We start from the raw sequence: 18,018 nt of genomic DNA on the forward strand, positions 1-18,018 counted from the left end.
ATTGCTGATCGTTCAAAAATTATTCTCCAACCAATCACCCACATTATCCATGCCCGAATATTGCGTCATATCTGCATGCAAGGGTGTAATAGAAACACATTGTTCTTTTAATGCGTAAAAATCTGTTCCAGGGCCTGCATCAGCGGCAGGACCCGCTCCAGCAATCCAATATCGAGTTTTGCCACGAGGGTCTTCTGTTGCGATAGGTTTACCAGCACAGGTTCTATGACCCAGTCTCGTTACATGAATACCTGCAAAGTCATTCTGTGAGCAATCGGGAACATTAACATTAATAACTGTACGAGGAGCTACATTTAGATACTGTATATTTTCGACCAACTCTCGAGCAACTTGAGCCGCAGAGTCGTAATGCGCCGGATGAAACTCTCCAGAAGATATAGCAATGGCAGGGAATCGCAGATGGCGCCCTTCCATTGCTGCAGCAACCGTCCCAGAGTAGATAACATCATCGCCTAAATTAGGGCCAGCATTGATCCCAGAAACAACAATATCTGGCTCAAAACCGAATACACCTGAACTACCTAAATGCACACAATCCGTTGGAGTACCGTTAATCCCAATAAAGCCATTTTCATGTTCAAAGGCTTCTAGTGGACGATCCAACGTTAACGAATTACTTGCACCACTACGATTACGGTCTGGGGCAACCACCAGAATTTCTCCAACCTCGGCTAAGGCTCTTGCTAAAGCAGCAAGGCCTGGTGCATAGACACCATCATCATTAGAGATCAGTATCTTCATTTATCCCTCATTACTTTCAGGCTGGGTAACATTGCAGAGCTCCCGCAATACACTGGTTGCAAATGCCCCTGAAGGCAGGCCAAATTCAAGCCAACATTCAGTCTCATTAATCACATTAATTTCTAACTGCTGGGGAAGCAATCGAAGAGATCTACGCTCTTGTTTTAACGTTAGATTTTCAAGCAAATCACTGACCTCAGACCAGCGTCCGACCTGCTCTTGCTCCCATTTTTCAGCTGCAGCATTTGGTAGCATATCTCCACCGCCCCACATTGGGCCGGTAAGATTAATCTCTTTATCCGTTAAACGTTGCTGTAATTCATCGGTCGCTTCATCTTCGACAAAACAGCTTTGGCTTCCTGCCAACATAAATGCATCACCATCAAGAATGCTATTCCACAAGCCTTGATCTAACCTTTGAGATAAAACCTGATTAAATACCCAAGAGCGAACAGCAGAGATATAAATCCCCTTCTTATTTCTTTGCCGCTCCTGATATTCGCCGCGCAACAGCGCGATCCCTTTATCTAAATTACCATAGCCCCGACCGAACCGTTGCTCGCCAAAATAGTTGGGTACACCCTCTTTAGCCACATAATCTACGCGCTGCTGCAGTTCATTCATATTAGTAATCTGGCGAAGTCGCAATTTAAAGCGGTTCCCCTGAAGAGTACCTAGACGCAACTTTCTTTGGTGCCGAACTGCTTTAAGAACCTCTATGCTATCGCCACCAAATAACTTCCAATTCAAATTACGCTTGATCGGGAATTTCGCACAAAACCATTGTTCAGTTACAGCATGACGATCTTTTTTACCCGCATAACTAACATCTCTAGGGCTTATTTGGGCAAAATTTGCTAATTGCCTAGCAACCCAATCAGTATTTTCACCGCATTTGCGAATATAAAGAAACACATGTTCGCCTGATCCTTCAGGCTCAAACCCTAGCTGTTCGATAACCTGAAAATCCTCTGGGCAACTGCGGATCACTGCAGAACCAGTAGGCTTTTCATTGAGATATGTAAATTCTGTAGGCAGGGATGTCATAAAAGGTTACTTCTCTGAGGCGGGTTCCACCAGCTGGAAAAAGGACTCATCTTCTTTGATCATACCAAGCTCACTACGAGCCCGCTCTTCCAAAGCAGCATTACCCTTTTTAAGATCTAGAACTTCGGCTTCTAGCTCACTATTCCGCTGACTAAGCTCTTGATTAATGCCTTGTTGCAGTTCTATTTTGGCATTTAGAGCCCAAATATCGCGCAGGTTTGCCTCCCCAAACCACAATCTGTACTGCAGTCCGAGTATCAAAAATAATATAAGGGCAACCAACCAGCGATACATAGATTTCTTATAAGTAAAAAAGGGGGCATTAAGCCCCCTTTTTATATCAGACTATTACGTAGGGTACTACGCTTAGCCCTGACCTTTCACTTCAGAAAGGCCGTTGTAGATTGCGCCGTCACCTAGCTCTTCTTCGATACGTAGAAGACGGTTGTACTTAGCTACACGGTCAGAACGGCATAGAGAACCTGTCTTAATCTGGCCTGCAGCTGTACCTACTGCTAGATCTGCAATAGTTGTATCTTCAGTTTCACCAGAACGGTGAGAGATAACCGCTGTGAAGCCTGCATCTTTCGCCATTTTGATTGCGTCTAGCGTTTCAGACAAAGAACCAATCTGGTTGAATTTGATCAGGATTGAGTTACCGATGCTCTGCTCGATACCACGTGACAGAATTTTCGTGTTAGTTACGAACAAGTCATCACCAACCAACTGCACTTTGTCACCAATTTTCTTAGTTAGGTAAGCCCAACCATCCCAATCAGACTCGTCCAGACCATCTTCGATGGAAACAATTGGGTAGTTTTCAGTTAGTGCTGCAAGGTAATCACCGAAGCCTTCTGCATCAAAGACTTTACCTTCACCGGAAAGGTCGTATTTACCTTCTTTGTAGAATTCAGATGCAGCGCAGTCTAATGCTAGCGTTACATCTTTTCCTAGCTCGTAACCCGCTTTATCGATTGCTTCTTTAATAACAACCAAAGCTTCTTCGTTCGATGCAAGATTTGGAGCAAAACCACCTTCATCACCAACCGCAGTGTTTAGGCCTTTTGCTTTTAGAACAGCTTTTAGTGCGTGGAAAATTTCTGCACCACAACGCAAGCCTTCAGAGAACTTGTCGAAGTTTACTGGCTGAACCATGAACTCTTGGATATCAACGTTGTTATCCGCATGCTCACCACCGTTAAGGATGTTCATCATCGGTAGTGGTAGAGAGAACTGACCTGGAGTACCGTTAATCTCTGCAATGTGAGCGTATAGAGGTATACCTTTTTCTGTAGCTGCTGCTTTTGCCGCTGCAAGAGATACCGCTAGGATTGCGTTTGCACCTAGGTTTTCTTTGTTTTCAGTACCATCAAGCTCTAGCATTTTATTATCTAGCGCGCGCTGATCTGTTACATCCATGCCCGTTAGCGCTTCACGGATAACACCGTTAACCGCTGCAACCGCTTTTTGTACGCCTTTACCTAGGTAACGGCCTTTATCACCATCACGCAGTTCAAGCGCTTCGCGAGAACCCGTTGAGGCACCAGAAGGCGCACAGGCAGAACCAATCACGCCAGATGCAAGAATTACATCAGCTTCAACTGTTGGGTTACCACGAGAATCCAGTACTTCGCGGGCTTTGATATCAGAGATCTGTGCCATGGGGAAATAACTCCAGAAATTTTACGTTCTGGGGGCATCAAGCCCCCAATCCTTAATTCGTTTTACTGTTTAGCTTGTTGATCTAATGCAGCTTGAATGAAGCCTTTGAACAAGCCATGACCATCACGCGGGGTGGATGTGAACTCTGGGTGGAACTGACAAGCGACAAACCAAGGGTGATCTGCAACTTCAACCACTTCAACGAGCTCACCATCAACAGAACGGCCAGAAATTCTTAAACCAGCGCTTTCCAGTTGCTCAACGTAGTTGTTGTTCACTTCATAACGATGGCGATGACGCTCAGTAATCTCAGTATTACCGTAAGCTTGAGCAGCAGTAGAACCTTCTGCCAGATGACAAACTTGAGCACCCAGGCGCATAGTACCGCCCAGATCATCAGCTTCGCCACGGGTTTCCACACCACCTTCAGAGGTAGCCCACTCAGTGATCAAACCAATTACCTGATGTTCAGCATCTTTATTAAATTCGGAAGATGTCGCATCTTCTAAGCCTGCTACGTGACGAGCAAATTCAATAACCGCAACCTGCATACCCAAACAGATACCTAGGTATGGCACTTTGTTTTTACGAGCATAGCGAACAGCAGCGATTTTGCCTTCGACACCACGTTCACCAAAACCACCTGGTACTAGAACAGCACTTGCGCCATCTAGAATTTCAACACCTTCACGTTCGATACGCTCAGAGTCGATACATTCGATGCGAACTTTTTTCTTCAATGCGATACCCGCATGAGAGATCGCTTCGATAAGAGATTTGTAGGCATCCAACAGCTCCATGTACTTACCCACCATAGCGATTTTAACTTCGCCTTCTGGGTTAAGATGAGCATCTGCTACACGATCCCATTCACCTAGATCTGCTTCTGTACACTCTAAGTGGAAACGTTCCACTACGATATCGTCTAAGCCTTGCTCAGACAGCATTCGAGGAATGTTATAGATAGTATCTGCATCAGGAAGCGACACTACTGCACGCTCTTCAACGTTAGTAAACAACGACAGCTTACGACGAGAAGAGTCTGGAAGTGGGAAATCAGAACGACAAACCAAAATATCTGGCTGAATACCGATAGAACGCAGCTCTTTTACTGAGTGCTGTGACGGCTTAGTTTTGATTTCGCCAGCTGTGGCAATGTATGGAACAAGCGTCAGGTGCATAAACATCGCACGAGCGGAACCAAGTTCAGCTTTCAGCTGACGTACTGCTTCCATAAATGGTAGTGATTCAATATCACCAACAGTACCACCAATTTCTACTAGGGCAACGTCAGCATCACCAGCGCCTTCGATTACACGACGCTTAATTTCATCTGTGATGTGCGGAATAACCTGAACCGTTCCACCTAGGTAATCACCACGACGCTCTTTACGTAAAACATGCTGATAGATACGACCAGCAGTAAAGTTATTACGTTTAGTCATCGTTGTGCGGATGAAACGCTCGTAGTGGCCCAAGTCTAGGTCAGTTTCTGCACCATCCTCAGTAACAAAAACCTCACCATGCTGAATTGGGCTCATTGTCCCTGGATCCACGTTAATATACGGGTCCAATTTCAACATAGTTACTTTAAGCCCTCTGGCTTCCAAAATAGCAGCCAAAGAAGCGGATGCGATGCCTTTGCCCAATGAGGACACAACACCGCCTGTGACGAAGATATAACGCGTCATGCAGAACCTGTTTGATCGTGTTTAAGCGAGGATATTTTAAGATCGAGATGGGGCTATAGGATAGCAAATGAGCGCTAATCAGACAACGATAAGGGACGCCATAAAAGCGAAAAACCTGAGCTTTCTTTATCCCAGCCATCACAAACACAGATACCAGGCACAGCAACTACGGTTTCACCCTGAAAAATCAGTGGCCAGCTAGCCTTCTCCCAAGGAGGAAGATCTGCTTCTTGGAGCAATTTTTTTACCGATTTTGAATGCACTTGCCCATGAGGAACACATCTTTCCCCACCCTGGCGGCGCTGAAACATCAAGGGTTTCTGCAGCGGTTTAGCCAATTCGATGGTGAGCTCACCGTCTCCCAGCACCCAACAGCCAGCCTCAGATATTTCGACATTATCGAGTAGTTCAGAGGATGGAGACACTATATACAAATGATTGCGAAAGCGGCGAAGTGAGTGCTCCCGAATGAAATAAATGGGGTTAGCATCCGATTGCGCTTGAATAACATCATGCTGAATTTGCTCTAACTGCTGCTCATTAAGCAAGAAGCCAATCTCATTATAGACCCAGCGCCGAATCAGTTCAGGACGCTTTATCTCAATCAAAAGCCCCCATACATCCAGATTTAACCGCCTACTCGTAGTTAAACACTGACGCAAATCTTGATCTAAATAATGATTCAATAAAAACTCACTTTTAGCCACCAAGTCTGCATTTTTTTGCCAACGAGCAAGCAATTGCGGCCAACGCAGCTTTAATTCAGGTAATACCTTATGCCTTAAAAAGTTGCGGTCATAATCAATGGAATCATTAGATGGATCCTGAATAAATTCCAAGCCAATCTCAGTTGCCGCTTGCTCCAATTGTTTGCGCGAACAATAAAGCAATGGCCGTAATAAATAACCCTGCCCCAGCTCCCGCTGTTCAGGCATACCTTTTAAGCCAGTCAGGCCAGTCCCTCTTAACCAACGAAACAGCAATGTTTCAGCTTGATCATCAGCATGGTGACCAAACAGCACGCAATCACCCTCGTTTATAAAGTCATTAAACGCTGCATATCGCGCATCCCTTGCAGCAACTTCAGAGGAATTATTAGGAGTGACCGAAACGGAATGATGAACCACACCATTAAGCTCAGCCTGTCTCTCGGAAAACGCCGACCAACCATCTGCCTCAACCTGGAGATTATGGTTGATATGAAGCACGACTATTTGGCTATGCGGTAACACCTTACAAGCAAGATGCAGCAATAACTGAGAGTCTAAGCCACCGCTATGGGCAATAACCCAACGGGAGATTGAAGAGGACGAATCAAGGAAAGAGATAAAACGGGAGGTCAGCGCCTGAAACTGACGCTCACACTCCTGTAAAGCGGTGAGGTTGCCTGTATTAGGCTTCACCACCAAAACCGTATGCCATCAAACGCTTATAACGACGCTCCAGCAATTCATCGGTAGATAGCTCATCTAAGCGACCTAGAACTTCAGATAGGTGACGCTTAAGATTAGCCGCTGTTAGGGCTGGATCACGGTGAGCACCACCAAGCGGCTCACTTACGATCTGATCAACCAAGCCCAACTCAAGCAGGCGATCAGAAGTAATACCCATTGCTTTAGCTGCATCTGCAGCACGCTCAGCGCTCTTCCAAAGAATAGAAGCACAACCTTCTGGAGAAATTACTGAATACGTAGAGTAACTCATCATCATTAGCTCATCGCATACACCGATTGCTAATGCACCACCCGAGCCACCTTCACCAATAACAGTGGAAATGACAGGTGTTTTTAGCTGAGACATCTTAGCTAGGTTAAATGCAATAGCTTCTGACTGACCACGTTCTTCAGCATCGATACCAGGGTAAGCTCCCGGCGTATCAATAAAGGTCATGATTGGCATTTTAAAACGCTCAGCCATTTCCATTAGACGCAGTGCTTTACGGTAACCTTCTGGACGAGGCATACCAAAGTTACGCTTCTGACGTTCCTGAACACCACGACCTTTCTGATGACCAATCACCATTATTGGTCGCTCATCCATACGTGCGATACCACCCACGATAGCCTGATCGTCAGCAAAATGACGATCTCCGTGAATTTCATCGAACTCATCGAACATATAATCGATGTAGTCCAATGTATATGGACGCTGAGGGTGGCGGGATAACTGTGATACTTGCCAAGCAGACAGATCAGAGAAAATAGATTCTGTCAGAGTGCGGCTTTTGTCTTCCAGACGCTTAATCTCATCAGAGATATTCAGTTCAGCTGAATCCCCTACCAGACGTAGCTCTTCAATTTTTGCCTGCAGCTCTGCAATTGGCTGTTCAAAATCCAGATAGTTCGGATTCATATGACTCATCTATTCAATAGTAAAAAAATTGTCCAAAGTGTACCTGTTTGCAGCATTAAGAACCAGACCCTACAAGAGAAAGCCTTGACGCCAAACAGGACAGCTAAATTACGCCAGTTAAACTGACTAATAAGTTAATGAAACAGCGTCACTTCCGAACCGCTCCATTAATGCGATCAACAAATCATCGTTAGCCTGAACCTGCCAGTTATCGCCCAAAGTTATAGTTGCCTCTGCATCAGGTCGAGAGTAGCGCAACTGCACTGGCAGTGAGCCCTCTCCCTTATAACTATTAAGCAATTCCTGCAGCTCCTTCAGGCGCCTACCAGCTAACTGACTTTCGTTACATTTTACTTGGATACCTTGGGCATACTGAGCACGCGCTTGCGGGATGGTCAGCACTTTACTTACGCGCACCTTGATTCCACCAGAGAAGTGATCCTCTGCCACCTCTCCTTCAACCACTAGCACTGCGTCTTTATGAACAAGTTCACGTACAGCATCATAAGTATCGCCAAAAAGAGTTACATCGATACGCGCGGTACGGTCATCCAAAGTCACAAAACAAAGGTTATCGCCTTTTTTGGTTTTCTTCAGTCGCAGATCAACCACCAAACCGGCCATTTTTTGAGTCTGACCACGGGCAGGCTGCAACTCCACAATACGTCTACCAACAAAATGCCTTAATTCGGACTCATATTCATCAATAGGATGGCCGGTGAGGTACAAACCGAGCGTATCTTTTTCACCCGTAAGACGCTCTTTATCTGTCCAAGATCTAACCGACTTGTAGTCTTCATATGAGCATCGATCAGATTCAGCCTCTACCTCGCCAAATAGATCAAACATCCCTGCGTCTTGGTTTTTAGCCGCTTGATCGGCAGCTTTCAGCGCATCCGGAATAGCTTCCCATAGAATCGCTCGCTCTGCGCCTAGACAATCTAGCGCACCGGAACGAACCAAAGCCTCCAAAACACGCTTATTAAGCTTCTTCGCACCTACACGTTCACAGAAATCAAATAGATCCGTAAATGGACCGCCATCTGCACGCGCTTCCGTAATTGCCTCTATAGGTCCTTCGCCTACGCCTTTAATCGCACCTAGACCATAAACAATGACACCCTCATCGTTTACGGTGAACATGTACTCACCGGTATTAACGTCCGGCAACGCAGGGGGAATACCCATCACACGACATTCTTCAATGAAGATCACCACCTTGTCGGTGTTCTGCATATCAGAAGAGATTACCGCCGCCATAAACGGCGCAGGGTAATGAGCCTTAAGCCAAGCCGTTTGATAAGAAACTAAGGCGTAAGCTGCAGAGTGGGATTTGTTAAAACCATAACCTGCGAATTTCTCTACTAGGTCAAAGATATTCCCAGCTAAGTCACGATCGATCCCATTCTGTTCAGAACCATCAAGAAAAGAAACCCGCTGTTTAGCCATCTCTTCAGGCTTTTTCTTACCCATCGCACGACGCAGCATATCCGCACCACCGAGGGTATAGCCTGCCATTACCTGAGCAATCTGCATTACCTGCTCTTGGTAAAGGATAATTCCGTAAGTCGGCTCAAGTACCGGTTGCAGTGAATCCAATTGATAATCAGGATGTGGCCACGCCATCTCCGCGCGACCATGCTTACGGTTGATAAAGTCATCCACCATGCCCGATTGCAGCGGTCCCGGACGGAATAGAGCTACTAGCGCGACAATATCTTCAAAGCGCGAAGGCAATAGCCTGCGAACCAAATCCTTCATGCCGCTGGACTCAAGCTGGAATACTGCTGTAGTTTCAGCGGCTTGCAGAAGATCGAAGGTCTTTCTGTCTTCAAGATCAATCAGAGCTATGTCGAGCGGTTCTTCACCGTTCTTTTCCCGAATACGGTTTACCGTTTGCAACGCCCAATCAATAATCGTCAGCGTACGCAGACCCAAGAAGTCGAATTTTACTAACCCAGCTTCTTCTACATCGCCTTTATCGAACTGAGTAACAAGGCCATTACCCTCTTCATCACAGTACGTAGCAGCAAAGTCTGTTAATTTGGTAGGAGCAATTACTACACCACCGGCGTGCTTACCTACATTTCGCGTCACACCTTCGAGCTTATACGCCATATCCATGATTTCTTGAGCCTCTTCACTAGACTCAATAAACTCACCTAGCATAGGCTCCTGATCCAAGGCTTTTTTCAGAGTAATACCTGGCTCAAAAGGAATAAGTTTTGAAAGTCGGTCAGCAAGACCAAACGGTTTACCTTGTACACGCGCAACATCTCGAACTACCGCTTTCGCAGCCATAGTACCGAAGGTTACGATCTGAGAAACAGCATCACGTCCGTAGGTTCGCGCTACATAGTCGATTACCTTATCTCGGTTATCCATGCAGAAGTCGATATCGAAGTCAGGCATGGAGACACGCTCAGGGTTGAGGAATCGTTCGAACAGAAGGTCATATTCTAACGGATCAAGATCGGTAATTTTTTGCGCATAAGCTACCAAGGAGCCCGCACCTGAACCACGACCAGGGCCTACAGGAACACCGTTTGCCTTACCCCACATAATGAAGTCCATTACGATCAGGAAGTAACCTGGGAAACCCATCTGGATAATAATATCCAATTCAAACTCTAAACGATCGATGTATTCCTGGCGTTTCGCTTGATAATCATGATCCTCTTTATCGAGAATGATCTCTAGACGCTCCTCCAAACCATCAAAAGACACTTTTCGGAAATAATCATCCATCAACATCCCTTCAGGGATAGGATACTTCGGCAGATAATATGTGCCGATTTCAATCTCGATATTACAACGCTTAGCAATCGCTACTGTGTTTTGGACTGCGGATGGAATATCACTGAAGAGCTCAACCATCTCTTCTTGGGAACGGAAATATTGCTGGTCACTGTATTCTTTTGGACGCGTTGGATCTTCTAACGTACGCCCTTGGTTGATGCAAACACGTACTTCATGAGCCTCAAAATCTGACTCATTAATAAACATGACCTCATTGGTCGCAACTAATGGGCAGTTATAGGTTCTAGCCAACTCAACAGAATCATGAACAATCTGCTCGTCACCCACTCTGCCTGTTCTCTGAACCTCTAGATAAAAACTGCTTGGAAAGACTTTCATCCAGCGTTCTAAAATGGCCCCAGCTTGATCATTATCAGCTAAGATAGAACGACCAATTTCACCTTTCCGCCCACCTGACAGTGCAATTAAGCCCGCTGATTTTGCCTCTACCCATTCAGGTTTCACCAAGGCCATATCCGCTAGGACATTTTGACCCTCAGCATAAGCCTGCGAGATCAACTCCATCAGATTAAGATAACCCTCAGCATTTCGAACTAATAAGGTTAAACGATAAGGCTCTCCACCGGGCTCATCCGTATTCTCCACCCAAAGGTCGGAACCGCAGATAGGCTTAATACCACTGCCTGTTGCCGCTTTAAAGAATTTCACCAAACCAAAGAAATTAGTTTGATCCGTCATACCAACGGCGGGCATATGGTCATCTTTAGCGGCATTAACCAGCTCTTTGACTCGAACCAAGCCGTCAACTAGGGAAAATTCTGTGTGAACGCGAAGATGAATAAACTGCGGATCAGACATAAAACAAACTTTTCAAAAGGTTAGGAAAGCAGGTCCCGTACGGGCTTAAAACTGCGACGATGTTCTGGTAACGGGCCATGTTCAGCCAGCTTTTCAAAATGTAGAGCTGTAGGGTAGCCCTTATGCTTAGCAAAACCGTACTCAGGATATTGTTGATCCAGAACTTCCATTTCTCTATCGCGATCGACTTTGGCCAAAATGGATGCTGCGCTAATTTCGGGGATCTTGCTATCCCCTTTTACAACAGGTTCACTAGGGCAACTTAGATCGGGACTTCGATTGCCATCAACATATACAAACTCGGCAGGGATATCTAATCCTTCGACAGCCCTTTTCATCGCTAACATAGAGGCATGTAATATATTAATTTCATCAATTTCAGCTGGCGATGCCGAAGCGACACACCATGCCAACGCCTTTTCCTTGATTTCGATATAAAGCTGCTCTCTTTTTTTTGCAGAAAGCTTTTTCGAATCAGCCAAACCTTCAATAGGATTTTCTGGGTCCAAAATTACAGCGGCAGCAACGACATTTCCCACCAACGGACCACGACCAACCTCATCAACACCGGCAACTCTTTTCCCCTGAGAAAAATCAAATTCCATGGTACTCACGAGATCACACCTTTATCTTTCAAAAGCGCCTCAATGGCATCTGCGGCTTTTTCGTCTGCGTCTTGATGAAGTTGCTTGTGTATTGCTGAAAACTTATCACGCAAATAAGCTTTGTATTCACTATCTTGCAAACTCTTTAATACCGCAGGTCCTAGCACTTCTGGTTTTACTTGGTCCTGTAAGATTTCAGGCACTAAAGCCTCATCAGCTAAAAGATTTGGTAAAGAGATGAACTTAGATTTAACCATTCGTGAATAGATAGCATAGGTCAACGGCGCCATTTTGTAGGCTACGACCATTGGCTTCTGCAAAATAGTAGCTTCCAGCGTCGCGGTTCCAGACGCTATCAAAATACTATCGGCTATCGCCATCACATCACGCGAATGCTTCATCACAAGCTGAATATTAAGATCAGAGTATTTTTCTACTATCAATTGATGTAACTGATCATGGCGTGTTTCATTTGCAGCAGGAATCACAAAACGAACATTCTCTAACCTCTCACTCAACCAGCGAGCGGTATCTAAAAAAGGCTCAGCCAAATATTTAAGCTCACTACCTCGGCTACCAGGCAATAACGCAATGATTTTCTCGCCGGGCTTTACTGCAAACTTTTTCTTACTCTCAACTACGTTGACACTGAACGGAATACTATCTGCTAAAGGATGACCGACAAAAGCGACTCGCTGCTGAGTAGGTGCATAATGCTTAGCCTCAAATGGAAACAGGCTAAGAACAAGATCGGTGGTGCGCTTGATTTTATAAATGCGCTTCTGCTTCCATGCCCAGACAGATGGGCTGACATAGTGCACCGTTGGAATTCCAGCTGCCTTTAACTCCCCTTCCATTTTAAGAGTAAAGTCTGGTGCATCTACGCCAATAAACAGATCGGGAGGGTTATCAATAAAGTGGCGAATCAGCTTTTTTCGAATACCAAGAAGTTCAGGTAGTCGCCCAAGGACTTCCACAAGCCCCATAACTGATAATCTTTCCAAAGGGTAATGAGAGTGACAGCCTTGAGCGATCATCAACTCACCGCCAATCCCCTCGACAGTGAGATCTGGGTAGCGTTTTTTTAAGGCTTTGATCAAACCACTACCTAAAATATCGCCTGAAGCTTCACCAGCTACAATGCCTACTCGTAGGGGGTTTGGCATAATCAACCTCAGCGAATTATGCCACGAGTGGAGGATTCAATAGATTGGATCATCGGAACAACTTCAGGGCATTCATTAGCCATAGCCTTTAATTCGGCCAATGCCTGAGCTGTTGTAAGTTTATTACGAAAGATAGTTTTATAAGCACGGCGCAACTGAGCAATTGAGTCAGCACTAAAACCGCGACGCTTAAGACCTTCAACGTTGATACCATGCGGTTTAGCTGTATTACCATTCGCCATAATATAGGAAGGTATATCCTTAAGCACAACTGTACTGGTTCCACACATCACATGAGAACCGATCTTGCAGAATTGGTGCACTGCAGTAAAACCACCAAGAATGGTCCAGTCGCCAATATGTACATGCCCTGCAATCGCCGTATTATTGGCCATGATTACATGGTCGCCGACAACGCAATCGTGTGCAACATGTGCATAAGCCATAAATAGATTATGGCTACCAATTGTCGTAGTACCTGCATCTTGGATAGTACCACGATGGATCGTGACACCTTCGCGGATAACATTATCATCCCCAATAGTCAGGGTCGTCGGCTCACCCGCATATTTCTTATCTTGGCAATCTTCACCAACAGACGAGAATTGAAATATGCGGTTATTCTTCCCGATTTTAGTTGGCCCCTTGATAACCACATGAGGGCCAATAACGGTGCCCGCACCAATTTCCACATCAGGCCCAATGATTGACCAAGGCCCTACTTCAACATCATCAGCAAGCTTTGCAGCAGGGTCTATAAGAGCACGGGAATCTATCAAGATTTAAACCTTTCTATCAGCACACAAAATTGTTGCACTACTTACCATATCACCTTCAACGGTAGCTCGCACATCAAACTTCCAGATACCACGACGCTCAGAGATAACTTTTGCTTCAAGTTTCAACTGATCCCCTGGAACCACTGGTCGTTTAAAGCGTAGTTTATCTGAGCCAACAAAGTAATAAATCGAACCATCTTGTGGCTTTTTATCCATAGTTTTAAAACCTAGGATACCAGCTGCTTGCGCCATAGCTTCGACAATCAAAACACCAGGCATTACTGGGTGATCTGGAAAATGACCATTGAAAAAAGGCTCATTAACGGTAACGTTTTTGATCGCAACAATGGATTCTCCCTTTTCTAACTCCAGCACACGATCTACCAGTAAAAACGGATAGCGGTGCGGAAGGTATTCCCGAATTTCATTTACATCCATCATTTCTTAAGAACCCTTAATCTCAGTAATCTTATCTTCTACAGACTTTATGCGGCGCGCTAGATCGTCTAACTGACGAAACCTAACTACGTTCTTCTTCCACTGTTTATGTGGAAGCATACCGGTACCAGACGAATAAACACCTGGTTCAATAATTGATTTTGTAACTAATGACATGGCGGTGATATGACTGCCATCGGCAATACTTAAATGCCCTGTGATTCCACATGCTCCAGCAATCGTACAACCGGCACCAATTTTAGTGCTTCCAGCTACCGCCGTACAACCTGCAATCGCAGATTTTTCACCAATGCTAACGTTGTGAGCAATTTGTATTTGGTTATCTAAAATCACACCATCAGAAATTATCGTGTTCTCCAAAGCTCCACGATCTATTGTGGTCCCAGCACCAACCTCAACGTTGTTGCCAACCCTAACTCCACCTAATTGCGTAATTTTTACCCAATTACCTTTTTCATTGGCAAAACCAAATCCGTCTGCACCTATAACAGCACCACTATGAATGAGGCAATTTGTACCAATATGAACATCCGTATATAAGGTTACATTAGCTTTTATAACTGACTCAGCACCAATAATACAGTCAGCACCAATGACTGCATTAGGCTCAATTACAACCCCATCACCGACGACTGAACGCTCGCCAATAACAACACCATGAGCAATAGAGGCTGTTTTTGCGACTTTTGCAGATTCAGCAATATTCGCTGAAGCAGCAATACCTTTTAAGGAGTCAGAAGGTGGAGCAAAAAGCTGACTAACACGAGCATAAGCAAGATATGGGTTATCAAGAACTAGAGCATTACCTTTAAATTGACCGAGGTCTGCAGGAGCCATCAATACAGCCCCTGCATGTGAGTCACATAGATATTTCTGGTATTTACTATTTGCGATAAAGCTCAAATCCGAGGACCTAGCCTTTTCCAAAGTAGCGATAGCACTTACTTTGAAATCACCATCACCATACAATTCAGCTGATAAAAAATCAGCTAACTGCTGTAGCGTATACTCATTTGAACTCATTCAGTATGGCTAGCCTACTGTTTGTTAAGTAGTTCAACTACTCGAGGAGTAATATCCAGTTCTTTTTTTGCAAACAAAGTTGCTTGCTTTGCGATCACCACGTCGTAACCTTCTTTCTCGATAAGATCACGGATCACCTTATCTAATCGCGGACGCATTTCCTGAATAAATGTTTGCTCACGCTGCATTTTTTTCTGCTGTAGCGCTTGACCGTTCTTTTGGTATTCTGCAAAGACCTTTTGGAATTGAATACTCATTTTCTTCAATTCAGCCTCAGATACCAGATCTTTATTCTTCTTCAGTTTTTCTCTTGCAGCTTTAACCTGTTTTTCCAGATCAAGCATTTTCTTATCTTCTTTCGCGAACTCAGTTTTTAATGACTGGCGATAATCAGCAGCTGCTTCCGATGCGAGGAGAGCTTGCTGAACGCCTAAAACAGCAATTTTTTCAGCGCTTGCATTCAAACTTAATGATGCAGCAAAAAGGAAACCTAGTACGGCTTTAAATTTCATATTCTATTCCTTAGAAAGTTTGACCTAATGCGAACTGGAACACTTCAGTTTCATCACCAGTTTTATCATTTAGAGGTGCAGCCAAGGCAACGGACAATGGTCCAATTGGCGTCAACCAACTTAAGCCAAATCCAGCTGACAATCTCAGCTCATCAAGCTCGACACCATCTGTACAATTCTCTGGTTTGGAAACAGATGAACAATCAGTATCAAAGACATTACCCGCATCGACAAACAACAGTGTACGCCAAGATGTTTTTTCTTTAACAAATGGGGTAGGGAAGATAAATTCAGCTCCGCCTGTAATCGATACATCACCGCCAAATGGATCGCCTTTAGAATCTCGAGGACCTAGAGAATTCTGTTCATAGCCACGAACGGTTTTCAAACCACCTGCAAAAAAGTGCTTATAGAATGGATATTCATTCTGACCTAGCTCTCCACCAAGGCCAACACGCCCCTTCAAGGATAGAACCCAGAAACGATCATCTGTCAGAGGGTAATACCATTTGCCATTATATTGCGCTTTATAATAACTTAAATCGCTACCGGGCAAGCCAAGCTCTAAAGACAAGCTCTGCGAATAACCTTTTGTAGGGAAGAATCCACGGTTTAGATGATTAGAACTCCAACGACCAGTAAGATTGAAGTTAATATAATCATTACCTTCGTCAGCAAGATATTGATTAATCTCAGCTGGCGTTTCGGTAGTATTAGTTTTAATTGTCACTTGCTCAACATTAACACCAAAATTTAAACGCTGATAATCATCAATTGGATAACCGAAGTTTACACCGCCCCCCATTTCATCTGTTGAAAAAGCACTGGCGTTATCTTCATCGAAATCACGTTCACGGTAATAAACGTTAAAACCACGACTTACGCCATCAACTGTGTAATAGGGATCTACGAAACTGTATGAATATTCAGTCAATGTATCACTGTTAGAGATACCAATGCCGACTTTTTTACCTGTGCCCAGGAAATTATCCTGCTGCAGTTTAAAGCCCAATATAATGCCGGAGCTTTGTGAGAAACCAACACTCGCGGAGAAAGAACCAGATTGCTGTTCTTCAACACGGTAATCAATATCAACTAAATCGTTACTACCCGGCACTGGCGTAGTCTCAACAGCAACTGTTTTAAAGTATCCTGTTTTCTCAAGCCTCTGCTTGGATTGTTCGATTAATTCATTCGACGCAACTGCTGCTTCCATTTGCTTCAAATGCTGACGAATAACTTCATCCGCGGTACGTGTATTGCCTCGAATATTAATACGACGAACATACGTTCGCTTACCCGGATCAACAAAAAACTTTACAGTGACGGTATTATCATCATGCAATTCCGGAGCTGGGGAGATGTTTGCAAACATATAACCAGCATCACCAATTCGCTTCGTTAATGCATCTTGAGATTCTGTTATCAAACGACGCGAAAATACCTGCCCTTCTTCAACACGAACAGCATCTAGAAGTTCAGCTTCAGGCACTACCATTTCACCAGCAACAGCAACATCACGAATAGTATACTTTTCGCCTTCAGTTACATTTAGCGTGATATAGACATTCTTTTTGTCGGGGGTGATAGATACTTGAGTCGAATCGATAGAGAAGTTTACATAACCGCTATCTAGGTAATAAGAACGTACCCGTTCCAAATCACCAGTAAGTTTCTGACGTGCATAGCGATCATCCTTCTTATAGAAGGACCAGAAATTTGGCAATTTCAAAGAGAATAATTCTTTAAGCTCTTCATCAGAATAAACCGTGTTGCCCACAATATTAATGTGTTGAATCGTAGCGACACGACCTTCTTTTACATTGATATTCAGCGCAACACGATTGCCCGGGAGGTTTTCTACTTCCGTGCTAATATTAGCACCGTAGCGTCCCTGTGAAGCATAAACACGAACAAGATCCTGTTTAATTTGCTCTAGAGTCGCACGTTTAAAAACATCACCTTCTTGTAAACCTGTTTGTTTCAAACCATCCAGTAACGCTTCGGATTCTAGAACTTTGTTACCTTCGAGCTTGATCAAACTGACCGACGGACGCTCTTGTAAACGCAAAACAAGAACTGAGTCATCACGCAACAACTCAATATCGTCAAAATAACCAGAGGCAAATAGTTTTTTAGTTGCCTTAGACAATGACAGAGCGCTTACTTGTTCACCCGCTGTAACAGGAAAATTCCTAAACACAATTCCTGGAGAAACACGCTGTAATCCTTCTAAACGGATATCCTTCACTACAAAAGAAGATGTGTTTGCCTGAGCAAAAGATACCCAAAAAAAGATCGCTACTAGAAGTCCAAAACCACGTTTCATGAAGTGCGTCTAA

15 protein-coding genes are annotated in these 18,018 nt (G+C 44.4%); all 15 read right to left on the reverse strand.

What is annotated here, in order from left to right; all coding sequences use genetic code 11:
• Positions 1-12: 12 nt before the first annotated feature.
• Entirely contained in the window at positions 13-762 is a 750-nt protein-coding gene (gene surE, locus ACMXYX_RS14855) for a 5'/3'-nucleotidase SurE (protein ID WP_415882433.1), read from the reverse strand.
• Positions 763-1,809 (reverse strand): tRNA pseudouridine(13) synthase TruD, encoded by a 1,047-nt coding sequence (truD, locus tag ACMXYX_RS14860; protein WP_415896976.1) that lies wholly within the window; start codon positions 1,807-1,809, stop codon positions 763-765.
• Positions 1,810-1,815: 6 nt separating this feature from the next.
• On the reverse strand, positions 1,816-2,046 hold the full coding sequence (locus ACMXYX_RS14865; protein ID WP_415882435.1) for a septum formation initiator family protein: 231 nt from the start codon (positions 2,044-2,046) through the stop codon (positions 1,816-1,818).
• Positions 2,047-2,175: 129 nt separating this feature from the next.
• Entirely contained in the window at positions 2,176-3,471 is a 1,296-nt protein-coding gene (eno, locus tag ACMXYX_RS14870) for a phosphopyruvate hydratase (RefSeq protein ID WP_415882436.1), read from the reverse strand.
• Positions 3,472-3,533: 62 nt separating this feature from the next.
• The gene (locus ACMXYX_RS14875) at positions 3,534-5,162 is read right to left on the reverse strand and encodes a CTP synthase (RefSeq protein ID WP_415906191.1); all 1,629 of its coding nucleotides are present in this window, start codon (positions 5,160-5,162) and stop codon (positions 3,534-3,536) included.
• 74 nt (positions 5,163-5,236) lie between these two features.
• The gene (gene tilS, locus ACMXYX_RS14880; protein WP_415882438.1) at positions 5,237-6,565 is read right to left on the reverse strand and encodes a tRNA lysidine(34) synthetase TilS; all 1,329 of its coding nucleotides are present in this window, start codon (positions 6,563-6,565) and stop codon (positions 5,237-5,239) included.
• Positions 6,555-7,514: an acetyl-CoA carboxylase carboxyl transferase subunit alpha gene (gene accA, locus ACMXYX_RS14885; protein WP_415882439.1), complete on the reverse strand. Its 960-nt coding sequence runs from the start codon at positions 7,512-7,514 to the stop codon at positions 6,555-6,557. Before accA ends, tilS begins: the two co-directional genes overlap by 11 nt.
• A 126-nt stretch (positions 7,515-7,640) precedes the next feature.
• Entirely contained in the window at positions 7,641-11,132 is a 3,492-nt protein-coding gene (dnaE, locus tag ACMXYX_RS14890) for a DNA polymerase III subunit alpha (protein WP_415896977.1), read from the reverse strand.
• A gap of 20 nt (positions 11,133-11,152) precedes the next feature.
• Positions 11,153-11,737 (reverse strand): ribonuclease HII, encoded by a 585-nt coding sequence (gene rnhB, locus ACMXYX_RS14895; RefSeq protein WP_415898262.1) that lies wholly within the window; start codon positions 11,735-11,737, stop codon positions 11,153-11,155.
• Between the two features lie 5 nt (positions 11,738-11,742).
• Complete coding sequence (gene lpxB, locus ACMXYX_RS14900; protein WP_415882442.1) at positions 11,743-12,903, reverse strand: lipid-A-disaccharide synthase; 1,161 nt, start codon at positions 12,901-12,903, stop codon at positions 11,743-11,745.
• Positions 12,904-12,911: 8 nt separating this feature from the next.
• Positions 12,912-13,682 (reverse strand): acyl-ACP--UDP-N-acetylglucosamine O-acyltransferase, encoded by a 771-nt coding sequence (gene lpxA, locus ACMXYX_RS14905; protein ID WP_415882443.1) that lies wholly within the window; start codon positions 13,680-13,682, stop codon positions 12,912-12,914.
• A 3-nt stretch (positions 13,683-13,685) separates the two neighbouring features.
• On the reverse strand, positions 13,686-14,123 hold the full coding sequence (fabZ, locus tag ACMXYX_RS14910) for a 3-hydroxyacyl-ACP dehydratase FabZ (protein ID WP_415882444.1): 438 nt from the start codon (positions 14,121-14,123) through the stop codon (positions 13,686-13,688).
• Between the two features lie 3 nt (positions 14,124-14,126).
• The gene (gene lpxD, locus ACMXYX_RS14915; protein ID WP_415896978.1) at positions 14,127-15,164 is read right to left on the reverse strand and encodes a UDP-3-O-(3-hydroxymyristoyl)glucosamine N-acyltransferase; all 1,038 of its coding nucleotides are present in this window, start codon (positions 15,162-15,164) and stop codon (positions 14,127-14,129) included.
• Positions 15,165-15,178: 14 nt separating this feature from the next.
• Positions 15,179-15,676 (reverse strand): OmpH family outer membrane protein, encoded by a 498-nt coding sequence (locus ACMXYX_RS14920; protein ID WP_415896979.1) that lies wholly within the window; start codon positions 15,674-15,676, stop codon positions 15,179-15,181.
• 10 nt (positions 15,677-15,686) lie between these two features.
• A complete protein-coding gene (gene bamA, locus ACMXYX_RS14925; RefSeq protein ID WP_415896980.1) occupies positions 15,687-18,005 on the reverse strand; it encodes an outer membrane protein assembly factor BamA in 2,319 nt (772 codons plus the stop codon).
• Between the last annotated feature and the right edge of the window lie 13 nt (positions 18,006-18,018).

The sequence above is a fragment of the Neptuniibacter sp. QD72_48 genome (assembly GCF_047778065.1).
GTDB lineage: Bacteria > Pseudomonadota > Gammaproteobacteria > Pseudomonadales > Balneatricaceae > Neptuniibacter.